This is a genomic window from Microcoleus vaginatus HSN003 (assembly GCF_022701255.1).
GTDB classification, from domain to species: Bacteria; Cyanobacteriota; Cyanobacteriia; order Cyanobacteriales; family Microcoleaceae; genus Microcoleus; species Microcoleus vaginatus_B.
The window spans coordinates 5,863,601-5,889,497 of the sequence record NZ_CP031705.1 but is presented as its reverse complement, the minus strand read 5'-3'; the positions used below and the strand labels follow the sequence as shown (position 1 = coordinate 5,889,497).

General features: G+C 43.9%; 18 protein-coding genes. 8 read left to right on the top strand and 10 right to left on the bottom strand.

The features are described 5' to 3' along the window. Positions 1–25 precede the first annotated feature (25 nt). Positions 26–256 (bottom strand): hypothetical protein, encoded by a 231-nt coding sequence (locus D0A37_RS25335; protein WP_242718640.1) that lies wholly within the window; start codon positions 254–256, stop codon positions 26–28. A gap of 175 nt (positions 257–431) precedes the next feature. Beyond that, positions 432–1,494, bottom strand: a protein-coding gene (locus D0A37_RS25330) for an IS630 family transposase (protein WP_242718638.1) whose coding sequence is annotated in 2 segments (ribosomal slippage) — positions 432–623 and positions 625–1,494 — 1,062 coding nt in all. Because the reading frame shifts where the segments join, the coding sequence is not laid out codon by codon here. Between the two features lie 287 nt (positions 1,495–1,781). On the opposite strand from D0A37_RS25330, the gene D0A37_RS25325 reads away from it, so the two are divergent. Continuing rightward, positions 1,782–3,277 (top strand): IS5 family transposase gene (locus D0A37_RS25325; protein ID WP_445242447.1). Its coding sequence is split into 2 segments (ribosomal slippage): positions 1,782–2,187 and positions 2,187–3,277, totalling 1,497 coding nucleotides; the frame shifts between segments, so codons are not numbered across the junction. A 226-nt stretch (positions 3,278–3,503) separates the two neighbouring features. On the opposite strand, the gene D0A37_RS25320 is transcribed toward D0A37_RS25325, so the two are convergent. After that, positions 3,504–4,652 (bottom strand): glycosyltransferase, encoded by a 1,149-nt coding sequence (locus D0A37_RS25320; protein ID WP_242718634.1) that lies wholly within the window; start codon positions 4,650–4,652, stop codon positions 3,504–3,506. Between the two features lie 187 nt (positions 4,653–4,839). Here D0A37_RS25320 and D0A37_RS29590 point away from each other — a divergent pair, with 187 nt between their 5' ends. Next, positions 4,840–4,989: a hypothetical protein gene (locus D0A37_RS29590; RefSeq protein WP_445242446.1), complete on the top strand. Its 150-nt coding sequence runs from the start codon at positions 4,840–4,842 to the stop codon at positions 4,987–4,989. Between the two features lie 194 nt (positions 4,990–5,183). Here D0A37_RS29590 and D0A37_RS25310 read toward each other — a convergent pair whose 3' ends face one another. The 6 genes from D0A37_RS25310 to D0A37_RS25290 form a co-directional block, all read right to left on the bottom strand. Beyond that, on the bottom strand, positions 5,184–5,699 hold the full coding sequence (locus D0A37_RS25310; protein WP_242718632.1) for a serine O-acetyltransferase: 516 nt from the start codon (positions 5,697–5,699) through the stop codon (positions 5,184–5,186). Positions 5,700–5,767: 68 nt separating this feature from the next. Further along, positions 5,768–6,424: an acyltransferase gene (locus D0A37_RS25305; RefSeq protein ID WP_278187113.1), complete on the bottom strand. Its 657-nt coding sequence runs from the start codon at positions 6,422–6,424 to the stop codon at positions 5,768–5,770. After that, entirely contained in the window at positions 6,417–6,998 is a 582-nt protein-coding gene (locus D0A37_RS25300; RefSeq protein WP_242718630.1) for a serine O-acetyltransferase, read from the bottom strand. Before D0A37_RS25300 ends, D0A37_RS25305 begins: the two co-directional genes overlap by 8 nt. Positions 6,999–7,193: 195 nt before the next feature. Beyond that, positions 7,194–7,868: a glycosyltransferase family 2 protein gene (locus tag D0A37_RS25295; protein WP_445242561.1), complete on the bottom strand. Its 675-nt coding sequence runs from the start codon at positions 7,866–7,868 to the stop codon at positions 7,194–7,196. Then, a complete protein-coding gene (locus D0A37_RS29585) occupies positions 7,865–8,203 on the bottom strand; it encodes a glycosyltransferase family 2 protein (protein ID WP_445242445.1) in 339 nt (112 codons plus the stop codon). The genes D0A37_RS25295 and D0A37_RS29585 overlap by 4 nt, the downstream gene beginning before the upstream one ends. A gap of 142 nt (positions 8,204–8,345) precedes the next feature. After that, on the bottom strand, positions 8,346–9,263 hold the full coding sequence (locus D0A37_RS25290) for a histone deacetylase family protein (RefSeq protein WP_242718628.1): 918 nt from the start codon (positions 9,261–9,263) through the stop codon (positions 8,346–8,348). 77 nt (positions 9,264–9,340) lie between these two features. On the opposite strand from D0A37_RS25290, the gene D0A37_RS25285 reads away from it, so the two are divergent. The 5 genes from D0A37_RS25285 to D0A37_RS25265 all read left to right on the top strand — a co-directional run bounded on the left by D0A37_RS25285 (position 9,341) and on the right by D0A37_RS25265 (position 18,529). Continuing rightward, entirely contained in the window at positions 9,341–9,850 is a 510-nt protein-coding gene (locus D0A37_RS25285; RefSeq protein ID WP_242718626.1) for a hypothetical protein, read from the top strand. A 766-nt stretch (positions 9,851–10,616) separates the two neighbouring features. After that, a complete protein-coding gene (locus D0A37_RS25280) occupies positions 10,617–15,317 on the top strand; it encodes a response regulator (protein ID WP_242718624.1) in 4,701 nt (1,566 codons plus the stop codon). Then, the gene (locus tag D0A37_RS25275) at positions 15,283–17,310 is read left to right on the top strand and encodes an adenylate/guanylate cyclase domain-containing protein (RefSeq protein WP_242718622.1); all 2,028 of its coding nucleotides are present in this window, start codon (positions 15,283–15,285) and stop codon (positions 17,308–17,310) included. Before D0A37_RS25280 ends, D0A37_RS25275 begins: the two co-directional genes overlap by 35 nt. Continuing rightward, entirely contained in the window at positions 17,289–17,453 is a 165-nt protein-coding gene (locus tag D0A37_RS25270) for a hypothetical protein (protein ID WP_242718620.1), read from the top strand. Before D0A37_RS25275 ends, D0A37_RS25270 begins: the two co-directional genes overlap by 22 nt. A 185-nt stretch (positions 17,454–17,638) precedes the next feature. Next, on the top strand, positions 17,639–18,529 hold the full coding sequence (locus D0A37_RS25265; protein ID WP_242718618.1) for an alpha/beta fold hydrolase: 891 nt from the start codon (positions 17,639–17,641) through the stop codon (positions 18,527–18,529). Between the two features lie 558 nt (positions 18,530–19,087). Here D0A37_RS25265 and D0A37_RS25260 read toward each other — a convergent pair. Continuing rightward, complete coding sequence (locus tag D0A37_RS25260) at positions 19,088–19,969, bottom strand: Cof-type HAD-IIB family hydrolase (RefSeq protein ID WP_242718616.1); 882 nt, start codon at positions 19,967–19,969, stop codon at positions 19,088–19,090. A gap of 357 nt (positions 19,970–20,326) precedes the next feature. Between D0A37_RS25260 and D0A37_RS25255 the strand changes: the two genes are divergently transcribed. Beyond that, on the top strand, positions 20,327–25,855 hold the full coding sequence (locus D0A37_RS25255) for a trifunctional serine/threonine-protein kinase/ATP-binding protein/sensor histidine kinase (RefSeq protein ID WP_242718614.1): 5,529 nt from the start codon (positions 20,327–20,329) through the stop codon (positions 25,853–25,855). Positions 25,856–25,897: the final 42 nt, after the last annotated feature.

Genomic DNA, 25,897 nt, shown 5'->3' with positions numbered 1-25,897 from the left:
GAATTGATGTGTTGCGGTAGAAATGCTACACTCGCAACTGTACTAGCTGGGGTTTTATTTCGGGGTCGAGGCTGCCGTCGCAACTGTTAATTAAATCGGCCCCGGGTAGAGTTTGAGTTTGGGCTGGCAATTTTTTCAGTCTCGTCGAAGACCCGCGCCTGATGCCAGGCGGGGACGCCGCCAACAGAGCGCGCTCGGCGACATCTTTGGTGACGACCGCATCGGCGGCGATCGCCACTAACCCAACTTGTTTCAACTCTTACCTCTTAAATTCGACTCGCGAGCTGTTATTTTAATATTTTAGTAACTCTCAAGCTAACTTCACAATATCTTTGTAAAATAAATCCCAACGAGTTCCTGTCTTCGGTGTTCAACTACTGGTATAGCAATCCTAAATCAGTTGCAAAGAAATCCGGCTTCACTAATCGTGATTAAGTTGGTATTAATTTAGGCTTTTTAGCAAAAAAGCCATACATATTTAATTTGGAGAACTCAAAAATTTGACAATGAGTTACAAGCATAAATAGTTTTTTAATAAGTGGGAAAGATTTACAGAGATACCAATGTTCTCTCAGAAAATTTTTACCTTGGAGCCAAATATCTTCTACAGGGTTTTGCAAGGAGTGCATTAGGTGCAAATAATTCACATCTTATCAACCATTCAGATTTTTCTAAATCCTGATTAACCAGGCCAAGATATTCTCGCATTTCGGCGTATTTATGATAACTTGCCCCATCCCAAAATATTAAAATTCTCGCTCCTGTATTTAGACTTTGAAGGTATTTTACAAACAAAACTGTATTTGCGGAATTTCCGGCTCCATATTCTCGCACAAAAAATTGTTTTGTTTGATAATTTAAAGCACCAAAATATGTTTGTCTTTCTCTCTGATTTGTCATGGGCACTTCTACTCTTTTATTAGTCTTTCCCCAAACATATCCACAGACATCGCCCCAAAGCAGATGACATTCATCAATCATATACACCACAAGTATTCCCGCTTCTATCTCTTCTCGGTTTTCTTCTAATATTCTCTCTATTTCTATCTTCTTGGTTTCTACCAATTTATCGTTTTTTTTGGGATTCTTCTTTTGAGTTTTCTTCCCGCTAATCTTGGCTTCATCAAGCAATGTATAATAGCTTTGACTTGATTTGAAGCGAACATCATACTTGTCTTCTATGTATTCCCGAACCTCCTGTAAGCTCAAATACTCTTGAGCATCTAAGTAATTGATAATTTCCCGGCGTTGTTCTCGACTTAGATATGCTTTTGACCCCTGATATTTCAGTTTTAATTCTTTAACTCCATCTTTGATAAATTTTATTTTACATTGACTGATAAATGTTGCTGATACATTTAATATTTTTTTAATCTCAGAACAAGGTACGCCCTCAATCCACATCATTACTGCTAAAGCTCGTTTCAGTTCTCTCGGGTCGGGGTTGCTATCGATAAAATCCCTTAACTCTTTTAAAGATTGCTGCTCAGACATATTGTTTTTTCACTACTATCCAGTAGACAAGTATTATTATACTCAACAACCATTGTAATTGGTAAAATTTTGTGAATCATTTAGGATTGCTATAGCTTATTGTGCATTAAACCACACCCATACTTCTGAGTGCGGCTCGGTCACAAATGCTAAATTTAAGTTATTTAGGGCTTGCTGAATAATCGATAGCATATTGCGTGGCGAAAGGTTTCGATCGCGCGCTCGAGAGTAAAGTGCAAGATAAATAGGTAAAATAGGTCAAAACCCGTGCATCACCACCTGCGATCGTGTACCGAAAAGTTGAGCTGGCCCCAAAACCCCCATCCGAGTTTGAACTGCCCTTATGTGGCAGCTTGTCACCAGATAACCGTTGGGTAAAAATGACCCAAGTAATCCCGTGGTCAGAATTTGAAGCAGAATATGCTAAAAACTTCCCCACAGAAATGGGTGCACCAGCCAAATCCTTTCGGATGGCGTTGGGGGCATTAATCATCAAAGAAAAACTCGGAATTAGCGATCGGGAAACAGTCGAACAGATCCGTGAAAACCCCTATCTACAATACTTTATCGGTCAATCCATCTACAGTAATGAACTACCATTTGACCCATCTCTATTAGTACACTTTCGGCAACGAATCAGTCCCAACCTAATTAATAAAGTCAACGAACGCATGGTCGAAAAAATGCGCTCCCTCGCCCCAACCAAACCCGAAAAAAAAAAAAGGATTCGGACGGCAGAAATGAGTCACTCAATCGCGGTAAACTAATCATAGATGCAACCTGTGCCCCAGCAGACATTAGTTATCCGACCGATTTAGGACTATTAAATGGAGCCAGAGTTCATACAGAAAAAATTATAGACATCCTGTATAAACACATCAAAGAAAAAACCCATAAAAAACCAAGAACCTACCGTAATCTAGCAAGAAAAGACTACTTGGCAGTAGCGAAAAAAAGACGACCCACCCGTAACAAAAGAAGACAGGCAATTAAAAAACAACTTCAATACATCAAAAGAAACCTAGCTCATATTGAACAGCTAATTGATGCAGGTGCGACCATAGAAGGTCTGAATAAAAAGCAATATAAAACCAGGCTAGTCCTCACAGAAGTCTCTCGCCAACAACAATGGTTATTTGACAATAATAAACACAGTATGGAGGATAGAATAGTAAGTTTAAGTCAACCCCATATTCGTCCTATTGTCAGAGGAAAGGCCGGGAAAAGCGTAGAGTTTGGAGCTAAACTATCCGCCAGTTGTTTTGAAGGATATGTATTTTTAGACCGGATGAGCTGGGATAATTTTAACGAATCAGGGGACTTAAAAGCACAAGTAGAAGCTTATTATAGATTCACAGGGTATTATCCAGAGTCAGTTCATGCAGATCGCATTTATCGAACAAGAGAAAACCGAGCTTGGTGCAAAGAAAGAGGCATTAGAATCAGTGGACCGCCCCTAGGAAGACCGCCAGCCAACGTCAGTAAATCAAAAAAGAAGCAAGCCGCATATGATGAAAGAATTAGAAATGCGATAGAGGGAAAGTTTGGGCAAGGGAAACGAAGATTCGGTCTCAATCGAGTGATGGCAAAACTTGATAATACATCTGGTACAGTTATTGCAATTACTTTTTTGGTAATGAACCTTACTACCTGGTGGCGCCGGGTTTTTTGTGTGTTTTTATGTCTATTTGGAAAAAGAACACCTGTTTTGGGATTGATGATAATCTCCCATTATAATTGGAGTGGATTAACTCAGGAAAAGCTTATCTTAAATCGAGCTTGAATATATCGATCGCTCCTGTTATTGGTTTGCGCTCGATTATTCAGCAAGCCCTATTTATTCGCAATTTACTGTCTCGATCGGTGAGCCAGCCATACATTTTTGTCTCTCTGCCACCAGTGGAATTGCCCCTAATCAAATTCTGTCGATTTCTTTGGGGGCGGTTTGATGTAGATTGCTAGTCTGAATTGTAAATTTGTGGTGAAACCCGCCCCTAGAAGTATTGTAGTTACTTTACCGGAACTGCTGAGCGGAATCCGCAATCACTGATGCCCAGAATATCCAGATATTTTTGAGCAGTACCCTCCAGGTTGAATTGGGCAAGCCAAGCTGGATCGGCAGGCTTTGTTTGACCGGACAATACTTTTAAAATACCTTGTGCCAGCGCTTCAGTATCGCCTACTGGAACTAGCTCGCCGTACTTGCCTCCGTCTAAAATTTCATACGGGCCGCTTTTGCAATTTGTAGAAACAATTGGGGTTCCCAAAGCCATTACTTCTCCCAGTACCACCGGCCGGCCTTCCCAAGATGAAGACAAGACAAATACTGTAGATCGTGCCATGTATGCAAAAGGATTTCTTACAAAACCGGGCATTGCCACGTCATTTTCCAAGCCCAATTCGCGGATTAGATATTCCAGTCGCTCCCGCTCTGACCCCTCGCCTAAAATCATGAGCCGAGCCGAGCGCACCTGTCGTACTTTAGCAAAAGCATTAATTAAGTTAGAAAAATTTTTTTGCTTTTCTAATCTCCCCACTCCCAGAATTACAGGCAATTTTGGAGAATTAAACCACGGGTGGTCTAGAGGTTCTTTACCTTTTTCTATGATTTCATCAATCTCTATTGGGTTGTTAATTACCTGGATTCGCTCGGCAGCTAAGCCAGTTATAGCCGCTACGTCTTCAGCTACTCCTTGAGAAACTGCTACTATGCCGTCGGCCCAGGGGTAGAAAAGTCGCGCTGTCAGAGGCGACCAATGCTTCAACGTTAAGGGAGAGGAATTTCCCACTTCCTGGGAAAGATGCGTGTGTTCTGATACCACCACCCGTGTCGGTAAGCCAGCAAAATGCTTACTCAATAGTGCTACTTCGTTAGCAAAATGATTTGCTGACATTAAAGCTGTGGGTTGTTCCTGTCGCAGGTAACGCACTAATTTAGGAACTCTTGTTAATATCTTTTCAGCTTCAAGGTTGATAATCCGAACCGACGGGGGAAAGTCCCACAGGAAAAGATTTCCGGGAAAGTTAATTACCAAATCTACCTTGACACCGCGAGCTACAAAATTGCGGGTTAAGTTCAACATTACCCGCTCTATACCCCCATTGAACAGGCAATGCAGATAAATAGCAATGTGCGCTGGCTTTTTGAGTGTATCCATTGAATTATTGTTTTAGTTTGAGTAGTGTTTATCGATCAAAATTGATCCTGCAAGCTGTGGCTGCGGGGAATGTCTCGTGCGGCAGCCGACTGCTGCTAATTCTGGTTGGGCTGCCAGTTATTGTGCGACTCTCTGGAGCCATCCCTCAACTAATTCGCAATCACCGTCCACAAATTGGACCAATTCTATGTCGGGTGCTAGTTCCAGCAAGCGGGCAAAGCCTTCGTTTCTGGCGCGTGCTGCGGTAAACGGTATAGATAAGTCGAGTTCTACTGTATCGGCTCCGAGCGATCGGGCTAACTCTAGGCTGCCGTCTGTTGAGCCGGAATCGACCTAGACGACGCGGGCAACTTTGTCTGTGGCCGAGACTAGGCACTGGCGGAGGCGCTGCCCTTCATTTCGTCCGATCGCTACTAATCCTATTTGTTTCAAATTTTCTTTCTTGAATTCGACTACTGACGAGTTTATTTTATATTATAATAAAATTCCCGCTAATTTCCTAATTTTTCTGCTACTTCTAGAAAATATTGTTCAGACTTCCTGGTTTTTTTTTTCGATGATTTTTGCGGGAATTCCCACGGCGGTTGCACCTGGTGGTACGTCACAAATCACTACAGCATTAGCACCAATCAAAGCATGATCGCCGATCGTTACGGAGCGAATAATTTTAGCTCCTGCACCGATATCGACGTGACCGCCGATTTTGACATCACCCACAATTGTCACCTGTTGAAGAATCAGACAGTTAGGGCCAATGGAAGCACTGGGATGAATGACAATGCCATTAGGATGAGGCAACACCAGTCCTCCTTCTATTTGGCAGTTTAAAGGGATGTCTGTTGCAGTTACAACGCTCCAAAATCGATGCTGGATCACGTTCCAACGGCATAAAATAGATCCTGCCATTCCACCCTGCTTCTGCCAATGTTGATAGTTGCGGATAGATTTGAGCAGTTGGCGACTGGGTTGCCACCACTTGCTAGATTTTTCGCGGCTCCAGTCTGCTTCTGTAGCAGAAATGATTGACTTAGTGATTGACTCAACCATTGTTTGTGCAGTGTTTTAATGATGTAGACAATTGTGCCTATTTGTGCGGTTTATCTTAAGAGGAATCTCTAACTTGACGAGTGAGATTGTGAGAATTGCGCTGCAGTTGGAGTTGATGTGTTGCCGTAGAAGTGCGACACTCGTAACTTTACGAGCTCGGGTTCAATTTCGGGGTCGAAGCTGCCCTCGCGGCTCTTAATCAAATCGGCCCAGGGCAGGCTTTCAGTTTCGGCTTGCAATTTTTTCACTAAGTCTTCGACGCGGCCGATCGGTCTGGCGGGGACGCCGGCCACTATATCGCCCTCGGCGACATCTTTGGTGACGACGGCACCGGCGGCGACGATCGCATTTGGGCCGATGGTGACGTTGCGAAGGATGATCGCATTGAAGCCGATAAATACGTTGTCGCGGATATCTATCTTGCCTACGGCCTCTAGTTTAACGTTGTAAGCCCGGTCAAGCATGGCGATCGAGCCATCGTGGCCGAGCAAGGTACAAGATGAGAAGTGAACGTTGTTGCCGATGCGGATGTAGGCGGGATCTCCAAAGACGGTATTGGGCCAGATGCTGCAATTTTCGCCGATCGCGTACAAGTTGCCGTGGCGGCGGAGAAATTCTGTGTATTCTTTGGAACCAGGGTTACAGAATTGGACGTAAAGACCAGGGAACTTGCCGTAACGCATGGCAAGATGGCGGATAATTTTTTGCAATGTTGATCTAAGCATTTTCCTGGTTTTTGGTAGATTGAAGAATCTTGGCGGGGATACCTACTGCTGTTTTGCCTGCGGGAATATCTGATAAAACTACAGCATTGGCACCGATATTTACGTCGTCTCCCAAGTTTACTTTTCCGAGGATTTTTGCACCAGCGCCGACGTTAACCCGATCGCCCAATTGAGGGGATTCTAGCGGTTTGTCCAAATAGCGGTTTCCCATCGTTACACCTTGGCGGATAATGCAGTCGTCGCCGATTTTACAATATCCATGAATAATAATAGCGTTTTGATGTTCAATCACCACGCGCCGCCCGAGTTTAACGGTGTAAGGCAAGTCTATCCCGTAACTATTGCGGACTTTTCGGTAGAGCGATCGATAAATAATGCTCAAAGGCGCTCGAAGTAATTTCGGTTCTATTTGCATTCTCCAGACCCCAAAACGCTGCACTGCTACAGCGCGAAATCCAGGTTTTGTCCAATCCCGACCATGAGCAATCCAGTCTTCTTTAATTTGCTGCCACAGTCCCATGCCGGGGGTTTCTACTTGATTTTCACTGGTGATTAAGTTTTGCTCAGTTACCATAAGCTCTAATTGACACTATTTTTTGTTTACTCTATTGCTAGATGCCGAGGATATGAATGGGTCTATCAGGTTTTTGAGGAAGGAGCAATCCGGTTTTATCGCTCGAGAATACTACTTTCTCGGCTGCATCATAAAATATTTTGCTTGCCTAGGTTAACCTGGTTTAGTTGGCTTTGACCGATTTACCAACTCCCTTTAAAAGTTTTTGGATTTTTCAATCTTACCCCCCTTAAAAAATACACTATTTAATACAAAATCCCTCAGCAATTGTGGTGGATCGCCATCGGGTTTGCCTTGAAGTACGCGGCGCACCCTCCAGGCTGCAAAACCCGAAGCCCAGGATACATCAGTTAATGCTGTGTAAACCAAGCCGTAGTTTTTGATAAAGTACCTACGCCGGGAATCAAACCAATAGGTGGGCAGCCTCTTGGCGGGCTTTTTGGTGTCAGTGACGCCTGAGCTTTGGCCGACTAAGTGGACAACGCGACTTTCGGGTACGTACCAGCAACTCCAGCCAGCTTTGTTCGCTTGCAGACAAAAGTCCATTTCTTCGCAGTACATGAAATAAGCTTCATCCATCAAGCCAATCTTTTCAAATACTTCGCGACGGACGATCATGCTGGCTCCAGCTACCCAATCAGTTTGACAGGTTTCTTGGGAAATGGGAGGCGCTGCGGCCCAGTTGGCTAATAACTTGGATATAAAGCCTGTGCGCCAACCAAAATCGAGTTCGGTCAAGAGGTTGTGAAACCGAAAAGCTGACTCCTGGGGCGTGCCGTCGGGGTCTTCCAAGCGGCTGCCGGCGATGCCGGCTTCGGGATGAGTGTCCATGAAATCGACGAGGGCTTTTAAGGCGCCGGGGCGAACTATGGTGTCGGGGTTGAGCAGCAGGAAGTAAGGGGGGGATTGGTGGATTGTAGGGCGGGACGGATCAGGGCGTTGTTGCCGAAGGCAAATCCGCCGTTACGGTCTAGGGGAACGAAGGATGCCCATTCGCTCCAGCCTTCTGAGGCGATCGCACTACTAATTTCTTCGACTGAGCGATCGCCTGAAGCATTGTCAGCAACTGCGACCCGCATACCGGGCAGCGATGGCACTTCGCTAACTAGAGAGCGCAAGCAGTCAATTGTCAAACTAGAGGTTCGGTAGTTAACAATGACAACCAGCAGTGGATATGGGTGATTGGACTCGCTGGCCTTCGACATAAGTACCGTTGTTTGTTTAACAACTTTTTAGCTCAAGTTGTACCGATATGGCAAGGTGGAGCGATCGCTAATAGTATTTTTATTCGTTTGGGTGAGGGAGACTGTTTTTTCGGCCATATTTCGGAAGTATCGTCGCTCTGGCTCAAAGTCGATACTGCCTGTAGGCTTGACTGGCGGCTCGGTGCAGCAGCGAATGTCGGTAAACTAACCCCTTAGCGTCATCGGAATAGCCCCCGCCAATCACGCAGGCAACGGGATAGCCGCCAGCCAAACAGGCCGTCAAAACTTGCATTTCCCGGCGAAATAACCCCGTATCAGTTAAAGCTAATTTTCCCAGTTTGTCACCGTGATGAGGGTCTACTCCAGCATCGTACAAAACTAAATCTGGCTTGACATTTGAAAGCAAATCTGGTAAGAATTTATCCAATGTTTGTAAATATTCGTCGTCCTCCATACCCACAGGCAAAGGTACATCTAAATCGCCCTTTTGTTTAGTGCCGGGAAAATTGACTTCGCAGTGCATTGAGAAAGTAAAAACGCTGCTATCCTCTTGGAATATTACGGCCGTTCCGTCTCCTTGGTGGACATCTAAATCGACAATTAAAACTTTGCGAACTAAACCATTTTTTTGCAAGACGCGAGAGGCGATCGCCAAATCATTAAAAATACAAAAACCCGACCCAAAAGCAGGGAAGGCGTGATGAGTTCCGCCCGCAGTATTGCAAGCCAAACCGTAGTCTAAAGCGAGCTTTGCAGTTAGTACAGTTCCTGCAACCGCAATGCAAGTGCGATTAGCAAGAGCCCGACTCCAAGGCAGACCAATTCGCCGAGTCGCTTTGTTATCGAGCGTCCCGTTGCAGTAAGCTTGAACATAGGAGTGGTCGTGGACTAATTCAATCCATTCTTGAGGGGGAAGTTCGGGAGCGTGAAATTGCGATTGATCTGCTACCCCCTCCGCGAGCAGCATCTGGTAAAGCATCCGAAACTTTGCCATCGGGAAGCGGTGATCCGGTGGCAGAGGTGCAACGTAATCTTCGTGGTAAATAATTGGTAAGTCCATTAAAATTATTGTATAACGAATGAATCTCCAATTGAAAGCCTGCAATCTCAACTTTAAGTTCGCTGGAGAACCTGTATATGCAACACCTAAAAACAGTCTGGCAGTCCGGCAGCAGCCACCCCGAAAATGCTGACAATCTCGATACTATCAGTGAGTGGTGGGGAAACCTCAATGGCAAAGAAATTAGCTGGGTAGAGCGACTAATTCCGCAAATCGGCGGCCTGAGCGAAATTCACTGGCATCCCCAGCGTTTTGACGAAACATTTGTGATAGTCAATCCCGAAATTCGGGAGGAAACTCTCTATTGGTACATACCCGATTCTCCTGTCCAACGTAACAACACTGTTAACAAATTAGAACTTGATAACTTGCAACAGCAGTTGTACATCTATCCTCAGTTGGAATCGGAACTGGTAATTAGCGTAGGAATTCCCGAAGTTAAATATCAAACACTTGAATTAAACAATCCCGAAATCGCCTTGGGCGAAGATAATATGCTGCTGCTGTGGGAATCTGAGCAAGAACTAGAAATTAAAATTTACTTGAGCAGTGAAAACATTGCTAAACTTAAGGAATTGCTGGCATAGAAAAGACCAAGACAATAGTTTAGAGCGTAGGCTATGGGTGCGGGATGAGCGAGCTATACTCTTAAGCTGTTGCGGCATTTAAATTGTATGTCAAAAAACAATCAAACAATGAGTGAGGTGTCCCGCCCGCCTCGAATAGGCAATTTCAATGGGCGATAGCTTAGTCATCTATAAATATCTTAAGACTCAGGGGTTGGTGCGTGGAAACCGAGCTTTTTCACAGCCATATTTCGTTACAGCGACAACAGTAAAAAACCCGGTTTCTTCGCCTCGCGGTACGTCTAGGTGTATATCTCTGCTAAAACCCTTTGAATGTGGTAGCAGAATGTCCACCAACTTGCGTTATCCTCCTGAGACTTTTAATCCTAAAGTCCAGGAAAAAACTGGCCTGTATCAACTGGCTTTTACGAAAATAATTGGTCGCAGCCCTTGAACAAAGTTAAAAAACCCGGTTGCTTTGGTCGAGAGTACCTAAGTGATGATTGTTTTTCAGCGGACTTAATTTGGAGAGCAAATAATGGGAGTTGTGGGGGAAATTAAATATAATTAAAATAAGGTTAATTTGAGTGGCTAACTTAAAACGAGCAACTAACTAATAAGTTTAAAGTATAGAAGCTGCGTTATTTAATGGGCTAATATCTAAAATTAGTATTTTGGTTGATGAGAACGAAAAAAAATAATAAAAATTATGACCGCAAAAGAATCGCTAAACTTATTAAATAATCACTCTACTAGCAGTAAAAAATTCACAAGACTTAGACCCAAAATGATATTAGATAAAGAAAAGATTCACATTTTAATTATTGACGATCAACCCCAAAACCTGCGGTTTATATCAAACATACTGACGAAAGAAGGGTATAAAGTTCAGCGGGCGATTTCGGGAGAAATGGTGGTCAATGCTAATTTTACCGTTCTCCCCGACTTAATTTTGCTGGATATTGCCATGCCCAAAATGAACGGCTATGAAGTGTGCGCCCGACTGAAAGCTAACGAAAAAACTAGGGAAATTCCGGTTATTTTCTTGAGCGTTTTTGAGGAAACTTTTCACAAAGTCAAAGCTTTTGAAGTCGGCGGTGTTGACTACATTACTAAGCCTTTTCAAGTGGAAGAAGTTTTAGTGCGAATCGAAAGTCAATTGACTATACAACAGCTATCAAAACAATTAAAACAGCAGAATGCCCAACTGCAACAAGAGGTAGAATTTCGCAAGCGGACAGAACAATCACTCCGGGAAAGCAAAGCACGGTTGCAGAAATTGGCGGTCAATATACCGGGAGTTCTTTATCAATTTATAAAGAAGCCCGATGGAAGTTTCAAGTTTGAATATATTAGTTATGCTTGTCGGAAGATTTACGAATTAGAGAGTGAGGAAATATTAATAAATCCAAACTTTTGCTTCGAGCAAAATCATCCAGATGACCAAGAATATCTGGTCAAAAAACTTGCTAGTAGCGCCCACACTTTAGAACCTTTTGCCTTTGAATGGCGGATTATTACACCGTCGGGTAAACTCAAATGGCTGCAATCTAATTCTCAGCCAGAAATGCGCGATAATGGCGATATTGTTTGGTATGGCGTACTTTTTGATATCAGCGAGCGCAAGCACGCAGAAATAGAAATGGCTGGAGCTAAAGCTGCTTTAGAACGGCAAGTTCAACGAGAATTGCTAATTGCAAAAATAACTCAAGAAATTCGCTCAAGCTTGCAGCCAGAACAAATATTTCAAATAGCTGCAACTCAAATCGGTCTGGCATTCTGCGCCAATCGCTGTTTGATTCATACTTACGTTACTACCCCCCAAGTCGATCTTCCTTTGGCGGCCGAGTATCTCGAACCCGAGTGCGAATCTGTTTGGAACGTACCCATTCCAATTTGGGGCAATCCTCACGTCGTACAAATGATGATACAAGATATGGCGATCGCCTCCAATAATGTTTATTCAGACCCTCTGTTGCAAGCTGTTCAACCGATTTGCCAGAAGGTTGGGTTGAAATCGATGCTGGCAATTCGCACTTCCTACCAAGGTAGAGCAAACGGCGCTATCTGTTTGCACCAGTGCGATCGCTACCGGGAATGGACATCCGATGAAATCGACTTGTTAGAAGCTGTAGCGGCTCAAGTAGGGATTGCGATCGCTCAAGCTCAACTGATCGATCGAGAAAAAAACCGGCTTGAGCAGCTCGATCGGCAAAATAAACTGCTGCAAGCAGAAATTCGCACCCGCATCTGCGCTGAGCAAGCTCTGCAAGAATCTGAAGCAGAATTGCGGGCTATTTTTGCCGCTATGACTGACACAGTTTTAGTGAGAAATGCCGAAGGGCGCTGCCTCAAAATCGCTCCGACAGCATCAACGAATTTGGTGAAGCCTCCAAGCGAAATGATTAACAAAACCGCTCACGAAGTCTTGCCGGAACCTGTGGCAGATTTGGTATTAAATGCCATCAAACAAGTTCTAAAAACGCAGCAAAGCATCAATGTTGAATATAGCTTTCAACTCGGAGAGCGCGAAGTTTGTCTCGACGCTAAAGTTTCTCCGCTTACTCTAGATTCAGTGATTATCGTGGCGCGAGATATTAGTGTTCGCAAACAAACAGAATCCGCACTCAGAGAAAGCCAGCACTTCATTCAAGCGATCGCCGATTCCAATCCCAACCTATTGTACGTTTACGATTTAATTGAACAGCGGAATGTTTACACCAACCGACAAATTTCGACGATGCTCGGATACACCGCCCAAGAAATACAAGATATGGGTACAGCAATGATCCCAACGCTGGTCAACACCGACGATTTGCCAAAGTTGTTTGAAAACCTCCAAAAATTGGAGCTAGCCAAAGACGGTCATATCCTTGAATTTCAATACCGGATGAGGCACAAAAACGGTGAATGGCGGTGGATTCACAGTTGGGATACAGTATTTCTCAGAACAAAGGATGGTAAACCCAAACAAATTCTCGGCACTGCTAATGACATCACAGACCGCAAATTATCCGAAGAAAAACTGCTAGCATCGCAGCAAAGAATCTCATTTTTATTGCAGCAAACGCCGCTCGCAGTTATCGAGTTAAACCTCAATTTAGAAATTATCACTTGGAATCCCGCGGCCGTTGCTATTTTTGGCTACAGCGAGCAAGAAGCGATTGGTCGAGTCGCCTCCGATTTAATCGTACCTGAAAGCTACCACCCGCAATTATCTGATATTTTAAATCAGGAGTTGAACGCCAAATCCAGTAGCACTTCCGAAAATCTGACCAAAGACGGCAGAATTATCATCTGCGAGTGGTACAATACTCAGCTAATTGACGATAACGGTACAGCGATCGGCATTGCTTTAATGGCTGTAGATATTACCCAACGCAAGCAAGCAGAAACCGAACTGCAAGAAAGTGCTTTACGACAAAGAGCGATCGCCCGCGTCATTGAAAGAATGCGCCAGACTTTAGATATCCGAGAAATTTTTTACGCCACAACCCGAGAATTGCGCCAAACCATGAAGTGCGATCGAGTCGCCATTTACCGTTTCAATCCAGACTGGAGCGGCGAATTTGTAGCGGAATCCCGTGACCACAAGTGGGTTTCTTTCATCCAAGCACAGGAGATCGATTCTCACTTTACTGAAGACGCTTTAGACAGCGACCGTTGCGTTGTCAAAGAATTAGATAGCCCCTCACAAGAAGTACGCGATACCTATTTGCAAGAAACCCAAGGCGGGCCCTACAGCCGAGGTACAACTTACCTTTGTGTCCCAGATATTTACAAGCAAGGATTCGATATTTGTTACATCCAATTGCTAGAAAAATTTCAAGCTAAATCCTACATTATTGTGCCAATTTTCTGCGGTAAAAAGCTCTGGGGATTACTAGCATCCTATCAAAATTCGGCTCCCCGCCAGTGGAGTGAAGCTGAAATCAACGTTGTAGTTGATGTAGGTACTCAGCTAGGAGTAGCATTACAGCAAGCGGAATTGCTCACCCGCACTCAAAGGCAGTCCATGGAACTGATTAAATCCAAAGAAAACGCCGAAGTTGCCAACCGCGCCAAAAGCCAATTTCTCGCTTCCATGAGCCACGAACTCCGCACGCCTCTCAACGCTATTCTCGGTTTTTCGCAAGTCATGGCTCGCAACATTTCTATCACGCAAGAACAAAAAGAGTACATAGAAATTATCAATCGCAGCGGCGAACATTTGCTCGAACTCATCAATGATGTTTTGTCAATGTCCAAAATAGAAGCCGGTCAAATTACTATCAATCCCAGCCGCTTCAATCTATACAACCTTCTCAACAGTCTCAAAGAAATGCTGCAACTAAAAGCAAACTCAAAAGGTTTGCACCTAATTTTTGAAAATGCCGAGGATTTGCCGCAGTACATTCAAACAGACGAAGCTAAATTGCGGCAAGTTTTAATTAACCTCCTCGGCAATGCGATTAAATTTACTCAACACGGAACCGTTACTTTGCGCGTCAGCAGCCAAGCTGAAAAAGACACCACCGAAGAAAACACAAACCAATTGTATTTTGAAATTGCCGACACTGGGTTCGGCATTTCTCCCTCGGAAATTTCCACATTATTCAAGCCCTTTGTACAAACCGAAACTGGTCGAAAATCCATGCAGGGAACGGGTCTAGGATTGCCTATCAGCCAACAGTTTGTCCGCATTATGGGAGGTGATATTGCTGTTGAAAGTAAACTCAACCAAGGCACAACTTTCAGCTTTAATATCTCGGTTAACGTGGTAACAGAAAGTGATGAACAAGAAAAATCGCCGGTTAAACAAGTTATTGCTTTAGAAGCCGGACAAGAAACTTATCGGATATTAATAGTTGAAGATGTAGCGGAAAATCGCCAACTGCTGCTTAAGCTCCTGGTTCCGCTGGGATTTGAAGTCTGCGAAGCAACTAACGGTCAAGAAGCAATTGCTTTGCATTCAACTTGGAAGCCGCACCTGATATTAATGGATATGCTGATGCCCGTGATGGATGGGTATGAAGCGACAAGAGAGATCAAGAAAACTCTAGAAGGTAGAGAAACAATAATTATTGCCCTGACTGCTAGTGCTTTTGACGAGCAGCGGCAAATAATTTTGTCTGCTGGTTGTAACGATTTGATTTGTAAACCGTTTCGGGAAGAGGTACTTTTTGAAAAGATAGCGTATCACCTGAACCTGCGTTATATTTATGAGAAAGAAAACCTATCTAGTTCTTTTTCAACACCGACGCTGCTTAAAAGTTTGACCACCGAGGATTTGAGTGTAATGCCTACAGGCTGGGTGGTCGAGTTGCACCGAGCAGCACTTTGTGTAGATGACCACCGCATCCTCGAACTCATCAAGGAAATTCCCGAAACTGAGGCAAATCTCGCTAACGCTTTAACAGATTTAGTCGATAATTTTCGGATAGATATCATTATCGATTTAACTCAATTATATTATGATGAACGACCATCCATTACCAGCGACTCCTAAAGACATTCTGATCGTTGACGATATGCCGGACAACTTGCGACTTTTATCGACTATGCTGACAGCGTACGGGTATCATGTCAGGAAGGCTATTAACGGACACTTGGCTTTGCAAGGGGCGCAAATATCTCCTCCCGATCTAATTTTATTAGATATTAATATGCCGCAAATGAACGGCTATGAAGTTTGTGAGAAGTTAAAGTTAAGCCAACAAACTAAAGATATTCCGGTAATTTTTATTAGTGCGCTAGATGACGTTATGGAAAAAGTTAAAGCTTTTCAAGTAGGAGGAGTAGATTATATTACTAAACCGTTTCAAGTAGAAGAAGTTTTAGCCCGCGTCCAAAACCAACTTTCCCTTCGTTCGCTGCAATCCAAACTGCAACTGCAAGCTAGGGAACTGCACGATCGCAATTCTAGATTGCAGGAAGAAATCGCAGAACGTCAGCGGGCTGAAGAATCAATTCGGTTTTTGCTGGAAACTACGCGGGCGATCGGCGAAGCTGTAGACTTTCACTCAGCTTTAGAAGTAATTCTGCACCACGTTGGCGAAACAATCGGATGGGATGTAGGAGAAGCTTGGATTCCCGATGCAGAAGGAACAGTCCTGCGATCGGCCCGGGGCTGGTATGCAAGCAACCCGAGGATGGAATCGTTCCGCACCCAAAGCCAACAACTGACATTTGCCATGAATATAGGGCTACCGGGACGAGTTTGGGCATCCAAACAACCGGAATGGGTAGAAGATATTTCCCGGGGATACCCGCATTTTCTCCGAAGTCAAATAGCACTAGAACTTGGATTCAAAGCGGGTTTTGGCGTGCCGATTTTGGTAGACGATGAAGTATTGGCCGTGCTAGTTTTCTTTAAAATTTCGTCTTGTCGGAAAGACGCGCGATTTATAGACGTTTTTAATGCAGTCGGCACTCAATTAGGTTCTTTGATTCAGCGCAAACAAGCAGAAGAATTGCTGCGTATCGCTCAAGAAAAATATCACAGCATTGTAGAAAATGCGCTGGAAGGCATTTTTCAAAGCACGCCTTCAGGAGGCTATGTCAGCGCTAATCCAGCTTTGGCAAAATTGTACGGTTACGAATCCCCTGAAGAACTGATGTCCGACATTACAAATATTGCTCAGCAACTGTACGTTGACCAGGAACGCCGCCTCGAATTTGTGGCTGCTATGGATGCTGAAAATGCCGTTTCTGGATTTGAATCTATGGTATGTCGCAAAGACGGGCGGCGGATTTGGGTGTCAGAAAATGTCCGGGCTGTTCGAGATTCAAAAGGTGAGCTGATCTACTATGAGGGTACTGTTTCTGACATTACAGAGCGCAAATTAGCGCAAGAAGCGCTAAAAGTTCAACAAGAACAAAGCGAGAAGTTGCTGTTAAATATTTTACCCAAACCAATCGCAGAACGCTTGAAGGCAGAGCAAAGCACGATCGCCGACAGTTTTGCTCAAGTAAGTGTTTTATTTGCTGATATTGTTGGCTTTACTGAGTTGTCTGCTAGAATGTCTCCCACCGAGTTGGTAAAGCGCTTGAACGTAATTTTTTCCCACTTCGACCAGTTAGCTGAAAAGTACGGGGTGGAGAAAATTAAGACTATTGGCGATGCTTACATGGTAGTCGGGGGGTTGCCTACGCCGAGACAGGATCACGCCGAGGCGATCGCCCAAATGGCCCTGGGAATGCAGGCAAAAATAGCAAAGTTGTGCGCCGAGACAGGGGAAAAACTGGCAATTCGCGTTGGCATCAATTCCGGGCCGGTGGTTGCGGGAGTAATTGGTGTGAGCAAGTTTACGTATGATTTGTGGGGAGATACGGTGAATGTGGCGGCGAGGATGGAAGCTACGGGTTTTGCAGGCAGAATTCAAGTTACTGATGTTACTTATGAGCTTTTGAAAGATAAGTATTTGTTTGAGAGGCGAGGCGTAATTCCGGTAAAAGGTAAGGGGAATATGATGACTTATTGGTTGCTAGAAAAAAACTAAAAATTGGGAAGGAAGAAGGAAGAAGGAAGAAGGAAGAAGGAAGAAGGAGGAAGGAAGAAGGAAGTTCGGCAACGGATTCTGTAACGGATGTAACGGATGTCAGGAGGAAGAATGAAGGAGGAAGAATGAAGGAGGAAGGATGAAGGAGGAAGAATGAAGGAAGTTTATATGTTTATTTAACCTGATATCTTGCACCATTCTCACGAACGGGCTTCTAGCCCGTTCCACTATTTGTTCAATGTTCTTGTGGGGCGTTGCGCCGAGGCCGCCCTTAGAGGGATTGTGCTGGTATGATCAAAGAAGTTAACGAAAATTTACATTAAGAGCCGTGACAGCACAACAGCTAGTATCTGCAACCAGTTTTGAAAAGCTAATTTGGACTTGGAAAGGTCACAAAATCCAATATACCGTCCAAGGAACCGGCCGCCCTCTGATCTTGATTCACGGATTTGGGGCTTCGATCGGACATTGGCGACAAAATATCCCCCCACTAGCAGCCGGCGGCTATCGCGTATTTGCGCTGGACTTGTTGGGATTCGGTGCTTCCGCCAAACCAGCCCTAGATTACACTCTGGAATTGTGGGAAGAATTGCTGACTGATTTCTGGGCGGATCTGGTACAGGAACCGGCGGTATTTGTCGGGAATTCGATCGGCGCTTTGCTGAGTTTGATGGTAGTCGCCAACCATCCAGAAATATCAGCCGGCGCAGTCTTAATCAACTGTGCTGGCGGACTCAACCACCGGCCCGACGAACTGAATTTCCCGCTGCGAGTAGTGATGGGGACTTTTACTAAATTAGTTCGATCGCCCCTGATCGGCCCATTTATGTTCAACAACATCCGCCAAAAACACCGCATCCGCAACACCCTGCGCCAAGTCTACGGGAACCGCGAAGCCATCACCGACGAACTCGTAGAACTCCTCCACGCCCCCTCGTGCGAGCCCGGAGCTCAACAGGTGTTTGCCTCGATTCTGACAGCCCCTCCAGGCCCTCAACCGTCAGAACTGCTGCCCAAAGTCGATCGTCCGTTATTGGTACTTTGGGGCGCAGACGACCCCTGGACGCCAATCGCCGGCAGCCAAATTTATCAACAATTGGCCGCCAACGATAAACCAGTGAAATTTGTTTCCATTCCCAACACAGGCCACTGTCCCCACGACGAGCGGCCGAGTGAAGTCAACGCTCTGATTTTGGACTGGCTGCTGGAATTGAAGTAAAATTTTTCTGCTCAATCCAACCCTTGGGCGATCGACCAAAACCCCTGCATTACACAGGTTCAGCCTCGCTCCACCGCACCAGCATCCCGGCAGCAGCCGACTCATAAAACAATTTTTGTAAAAAGTATTGACACAATTTACTGAGTCAGCTATATTGATGGACGTGTGAGGAGCGAACCAGAAAAAGCACCGAGACGAAACACGGCCAGTCGTCGGTGCTTTTTCTGTGGGAACCCACTTTTAAGAGTTTGAAATTATCTATAATTCACATCCAGAAGATCTGTAAGCCCGCCCCGCCTTCTTCATTTCTTCCTTCGCGTTCTTAGCGTCTTCGCGGTTCGTTAAATAAATATTCGGATGTTGCAAAAAAAGTAATTGACTGCACTTGATCTCGAAAAATCCGAAAGTGTGGATTTTTTTTATAATCAAAATTTGATTGCATAGAACTCAAAACTACACAGTTATATAATAATAAATTGTCGCTGGGTCGGGGCGGGTTGATATACATTTTTTCCAAATGTCCCTAAACCCGCCCCTGCGTTATTGGTGCTACAAATATCAACGATCGCCCAAAACAAATTGTTCGATCGCAGCCGCCACCCCGTCTTCCTCCACATCCGGCGCCACCCAATCAGCAGCAGCCTTCACCGCATCAGGAGCATTGCCCATTGCCACGCCCACACCCGCGTAGCCAATCATTTCTACATCATTAAAATTGTCGCCGATCGCCATCACATTCGCCGCCTGCAAACCTAAAAGTTCCTCCGCTAAATACTGCACCGCATCTCCCTTATTTGCCGAAGGATGCGTAGCTTCAAAAAAAGTAGCAACCGATTGAGTCAAATAAAGCTCCGCAGGCGTGTAGCGCTGTCGCATACTGCTGAGCAAGCCGTCGAGTACCCCCGGATTCTCGCACAAAGCCAAAACTTTCGTCGGTTCCCCCGGAAGATCTCGCCGCAAATCTTTAATCACAATTGGTTCAATGCCCGATCGTTCGCCATAAATTCGGGTAGCTGCGGTAATTTCCGGCACGTAAAGTTGGTCGTCAATGTAGAAATGGATCGAAAGGAGGGGTCGCAAATGCGGTTCTTCAAAATAATCTAACAGTTGCAGAGCAGTTTGTTTCGACAGTGGCAAGTGCCGCAGCCGTTTTTGAGTAGCGTGATCTTGAATCCATGCGCCCTGGTAGCAAATGAGTGGCAATGTTGAGCCGATGTCGCGGTGAAAACGCAAAGCTGAGCGGTACATTCTGCCCGTAGCGACGGCCACTTTCACTCCCCGCGACTCGGCAGCCAAAATTGCCTGCTTGACTGGTTCTCGGATGTCATTTGACAAACCTGCGATCGTGCCGTCTATATCCACTACCAGCAATTGAATGTCTGCGGTGTCAAAAGCGCGATCGGTCGCCTTAGCTGGATTTGAGGCAGTTATATTCTGCATGATTGTTTTTTGATTTTAGCTGTTGAGTTGCACGCACCCGTTTATTTTGGCACTAGCGCGATCGCAAAAGGCAACTTCTGATTTTTTGAAGACTAAAATATAGATAAGTAAATAAGCGACAAAAAAGGATATAGCAAAACTCTTTAGGGAGGGTTTTAGCTCAGCTATATAATAGCAGTCAGTTTACTGCCGTAAAAACCCCACTCGCTCGGTGATGTGTATTTCCACTTACTTAATAATACTTGTGGCAAAAAAGAATGCAACTGTAGGTCAGATCCAAGGCCTTATGTGATAAATCCTTCTCTATCTAATATTTAAAATTGTCTATCCGGCTCTTTCAAATTACCCCCAAATATCATGCTTTCTCTCCCTGAATACCACATTGACGAAGAACTTTATACCAACCCTCACACAGTTATTTATCGAGGGATGCAGCTTGAGGAAGAAAAACCCGTTATCCTCAAAACTCTCACGCCGCCATACCCTACCCCAGGGCAAATCTCCCAACTTCTGCACGAAGCCGAAATTCTTAAAAATTTGAATTTGCCCGGAATAGTCAAGCTTTACAAAATAGAAACATACAATCACTTTCCTGTTTTAGTTTTAGAAGATTTTGGTGGCATTTCCCTAAAAGACTTTCTCAGTAACAACCAGCTAGAGTTAAAACAATTTTTGCATATTGCCATCAAACTAGCAGAAACTATTGGGCAACTCCACGAACACCACATCATCCACAAAGATATTAAACCCAGCAATATTATTGTCAATATCGAGACAGGAGATGTCAAAATTGCTGATTTTGCGATCGCCTCCCTGCTACCGGGCGAAAACCCTGCCCCCAGCCATCCCCATTTACTCGAAGGCACTCTCGCCTATATGTCTCCTGAACAAACGGGACGCATGAATCGGGCGATCGACTACCGCACCGATTTTTATTCTTTAGGCGTCACCTTTTATGAAATGCTGTGTGGCGAATTGCCTTTTCAGGCGATCGATCCCATGGAATTAGTACACTGCCATATTGCCAAAACGCCAGTTTCTCCCTGTGAAAACAGAAAGCAGAAAGTAGAAAGCAGAACCATCGAAGACAGAATCAATCAAGTAGGAACCAAGGAGATTCCTCAAGTCGTTTCCGATATCGTCATAAAACTCTTAGCAAAAACGGCAGAAGACAGATATCAAAGTGCTTTGGGACTTTTGTACGACTTAAAAAATTGCCTCGATCAACTGCGAACTACAGGCGAAATTTCCCACATAACCCTCGGCGAACAAGATCAGTCAAGTCACCTGCAAATTTCCCAAAAATTTTACGGGCGAGAAACAGAAGTTAATATGCTTCTCAGTATCTTCCAGCGGATGAGGCGAGGCAATACAGAAATCGTGCTGATTTCTGGTGGTGCAGGTGTGGGGAAATCGTCCTTAGTATATGAAGTTTACAAGCCGATTCGGCTGGAGAATGGGTATTTTATTGACAGCAAATTTGAGCAATTTAAGCGCGATATTCCCTACGCTTTTTTGCTCCAAGCTTTTCAAGATTTGTTGCGGCAAATTTTCACAGAAAATGCCACAGAAATCCATATTTGGAAACAAAAAATTTTAAAGGCACTCGGCGGCAACTGCCAAGTAATTATTGAAGCTATTCCCGAAGTAGAACTGATTGTCGGGCCACAGCCCGCTGTGCCAGATTTAGGAGCCAATGAATCCCAAAATCGCTTTAATTTAGTATTTCAAAACTTCATCCGCGTCTTTGCTCAAAAAGAACACCCCTTAGTAATTTTCCTCGACGACTTGCAATGGGCCGATTCAGCATCTCTCAAGTTAATAGAACTGCTAGCAACTGACCTCGAAACTCAATATTTATTAATAATTGGCGCTTATAGAGAGCAGGAAGTAAATGCCAATCACCCCGTAATGCTGACCGCCGAAGCCATTAAAAAAGCAGGCGGCACTGTAAGTGCGATCGCCCTTTCACCTTTAGATATAAGCAGCGTCAACCAATTCGTTGCCGATACTTTGAATTGCGCCCCAGAAAAATCCCTAAGTTTAGCACAACTGCTTTTTCAAAAAACTGGTGGAAATCCATTCTTTTTAACTCAATTAATAAAATTTCTGAGTTCAAAAAGTTTGCTCCAATTTAAATATTCACCCTCGCCTAATTTGGTCGAGCTAGCTGAACCCAACCTTTCTGACTTAGCCCAACCAATCTCAGAGCGTATTGTAAAAAAATGCCAAATCACAGGCGAGTGGCAGTGGGATATCGAACAAATACAAGAAATGGCAATAACTGACAATGTTGTCGAATTAATGATAAATAATATTCAAAAACTTTCACATAATACGCAGGAACTGCTCAAATTAGCCGCTTGTATCGGTAACACATTTGATTTAGAAATTCTCTCGACCATCGCCGAAAAGCCTCTGGAGTCGGCAGCAACCGACCTCGGTGAGGCAATTCAGTCCGGTCTGATTTTGCTCGTGAATAACGCCTACAAAATTCCGTTCGCCCTAGCAGCAAGCACAGAAATAACTGACACAATATCTAGAGACTTTACCGATGAATTGTCTCTACCCGTGGCTGATGTTCCTAGGGTCACTTACAAATTTTTGCATGAGCGAGTGCAACAAGCAGCTTATGCTTTAATATCCGCTTATCAGAAACAAGAAATACATCTTAAAATTGGTCACATTCTGATACAAAATGCACCGCCCGAGCAATTAGAAGAGCATATTTTTGATACCGTCAACCAACTAAATTTAGCCCAACCCATCATCAGCAGCCAATTAGAAAAATTTCAATTATGCCAATTAAATTTAATGGCAGGTCGCAAAGCAAAAGCAAGTGCAGCTTACGAACTTGCCCTCAAATATTTAACCGCAGGTATTGAACTCCTTCCTCCCGGAAGTTGGCAAACTGACTACGACTTGACTCTTGCACTCTACGAGTCAGCAGCAGAAGCTGCTTACCTCAATACCGACTTTGAGCCAATGGAAAAATGGGCTGAAATTGTTCTGCAACACGCAAAAAATGAACTAGACAAAATCAAAGTTTTTGAAATCAGAATCATAGCTTGTGCGATGCAAACCAAACTCCAAGAATCGGTAAAAATTGGTCGCGAAGCACTAAAAATGTTAGGGATAAACTTTCCCGAATTGCCTATTCCCCTGCACATTCAGCAAGCACTAGCTAAAACCGCAGCTTATTTAACCGAAAAAAAAATAGAAGATTTAATTAACTTGCCAATGATGACAAATCCTCATAAATTGGCAACTATGCGCGTGCTTTCCAGTATGTTTTCAGCTACATTTATAGTTGAACCTGGGCTGCTGCCACTAATTGTGTGCGAACAAGTTAATTTATCTATTAATTACGGAAATTCTACTTTTTCTGCCTTCGGTTATGCTAATTACGGAGCAATTTTAAAAGGAATAGTTAGAGATATTGAATCGGGCGATCGCTTCGGTCAATTAGCTTTAAATTTGAGCGATAAATTAAATGCGTTAGAATTCAAAAGCAAAACGCTTAATTTAGTAGCATTTATTTTGATGAACGGCAAGCATCACGTTAAAGACTCTTTGCCGCTATTAGAGGACGCCTATCAAAGTGCGCTAGAAAATGGGGATTTAGAATGTGTCGGATATTCAGCCGTAAATATTTGTCAGTCTTTGTATTTCATCGGTCAAGAATTGCCACAAGTGGAACGGAGAATGGTAAGTTACAACCATTTGCTGTTTCAACTCAAGCAAGAAACTGTATTGACTTGGAATCAAATAGATCGGCAAACTATTTTGCAATTGATGGGAAAATTGGAAAGTCCCCACCTTATATTAGGTGAAGAATATAGCGAAGAAAAATTGTTGTCGCTGCTGTTGAAAGCTAACGATCGGGTGGGACTACAGCACTTTTATTTGCAAAAATTAATACTAGCGTATTTATTTGGTGATATCGCTACAGCGCTAGAAAATGCAGCGCAAGCCGAAGTATATTTAGACGGAGTTGCAAGCTTTATTAATGTTTCCGAATACCAGTTTTACGATTCTCTAGCCCGCCTAGCAGCCTATCCCTTTGCCACCAATGAGGAACAAGAAGAGCATATTTTTTACGCTGTCAGTAACCGGAAAAAAATGCAACATAAAGCGCTGTCTGCACCCATGAATCTTCAGCACAAATGCGACTTACTTACAGCAGAAAAAGCACGTGTTTTGGGGGATATTGTGAAAGCAATGGAATATTACGATCGCGCAATTGAAGGAGCCCAAGAAAACGGATACATACAGGTACAAGCACTAGCAGCAGAATTGGCCGGAGCCTTTTATCTATCCATAGGACGAGAAAAAAATTCCAAAACTTACTTAACAGAAGCGCGTTATTGCTATCAGCGATGGGGAGCAACAGCCAAAGCAGCACATTTAGAATCAAAATACTCCCACTTGCTAACTTTAGGCTCGATTTCAACTAATATCGAAACTCACCAATCTACCAGCAGCACTTCCACTACGAACGATAGTGCAGGCGTGCTAGACTTGACCACAGCAGTTAAAGCATCGCAAACCTTAGCCGGCGAAATAGTTTTAGACAAACTGCTGGCAAAAATGATGAAAATTGTTATTGAAAATGCCGGGGGGCAAAGAGGCTTTTTAATACTAGAAAAAGATGGTCAATGGGTGATTGAAGCATCAGGATCTGTAGATGTCGATCGCGTTGCTGTCATGCAATCAATTCCCATAGATTTTGTACCCGACGATCAAGAAGTAACTTTGCTGGCCGTTGCTGTTGTGAATTACGTCGCCCGCACCCAGGAAAGTATAGTTTTAAACGATGCCAGCCGCGAAGGACAATTTACTCGCACACCCTATATCATGGCCGTTCAACCTAAATCAATTCTTTGCACTCCGTTAATTAATCAAGGCCAACTCACTGGCCTTCTATATTTAGAAAACAATCTGACTACAGGCGCTTTTACACAAGACAGGTTAGAAATATTAAAACTGCTGTCTTCTCAAATTTCTATCTCGATCGAAAACGCTCAACTTTACGACAACTTGCACCAATTCAATCAGAATCTAGAAAGTTTAGTACAGCAGCGTACCTCCGAACTCTCCCAAACTTTAGAAGACTTAAAATCGGCTCAAAATAAACTGGTAGAATCGGAAAAAATGGCCGCCCTCGGAGGGTTGGTTGCAGGTGTTGCCCACGAAATCAATACTCCCATCGGCATCGGCATCACCGCCGCCTCCCTGCTTGCTGAAAAAGCCACCAAGTTTTTTGAGGTTTACAGTAACGGCCAAATAAAACGTTCCGAGTTAGAAAAGTTTCTGGATACCGCCGTGCAAAGCAGTAATATGATCTTATCTAACCTCACGCGGGCAGCCGACTTGATTCACAGTTTTAAAGAAGTAGCTGTAGATCAGTCGAGCGAGTTAAAACGCCCGTTTAATGTTAAAAACTATCTAGAGGAAATTTTGACATCCTTAACAGCCAAACTAAGAAGAACTAAGCACAAAATAGAGATTAAGTGTGATGAAAATATTGTAGTGGACAGTTACCCTGGCGTAGTGTGTCAAATTGTGACAAATCTGGTGTTGAATTCCCTAATTCACGCCTACGATGGAGAAGACGAAGGCGTTCTGGCTTTTGATTTCAAACTAGAGGGCGATCGGCTAATATTTGAATATGCCGATAACGGCAAAGGAATTGACCCAGAAAATCTCAGTAAAATTTTTGAACCGTTTTTTACCACCAAAAGAGGTCAGGGAGGCACGGGATTGGGACTGCACATTATTTATAACCTTGTTACTCAAAAACTAAAAGGCACAATTAGCTGTACAAGTCAAGTAAATAAAGGCACAAGATTTATGATTGAATTTCCCGCTAAAATGAGCACTTAGTTATTAGACCGCCAACATGGATATAAGTTTTATATAGGAGAA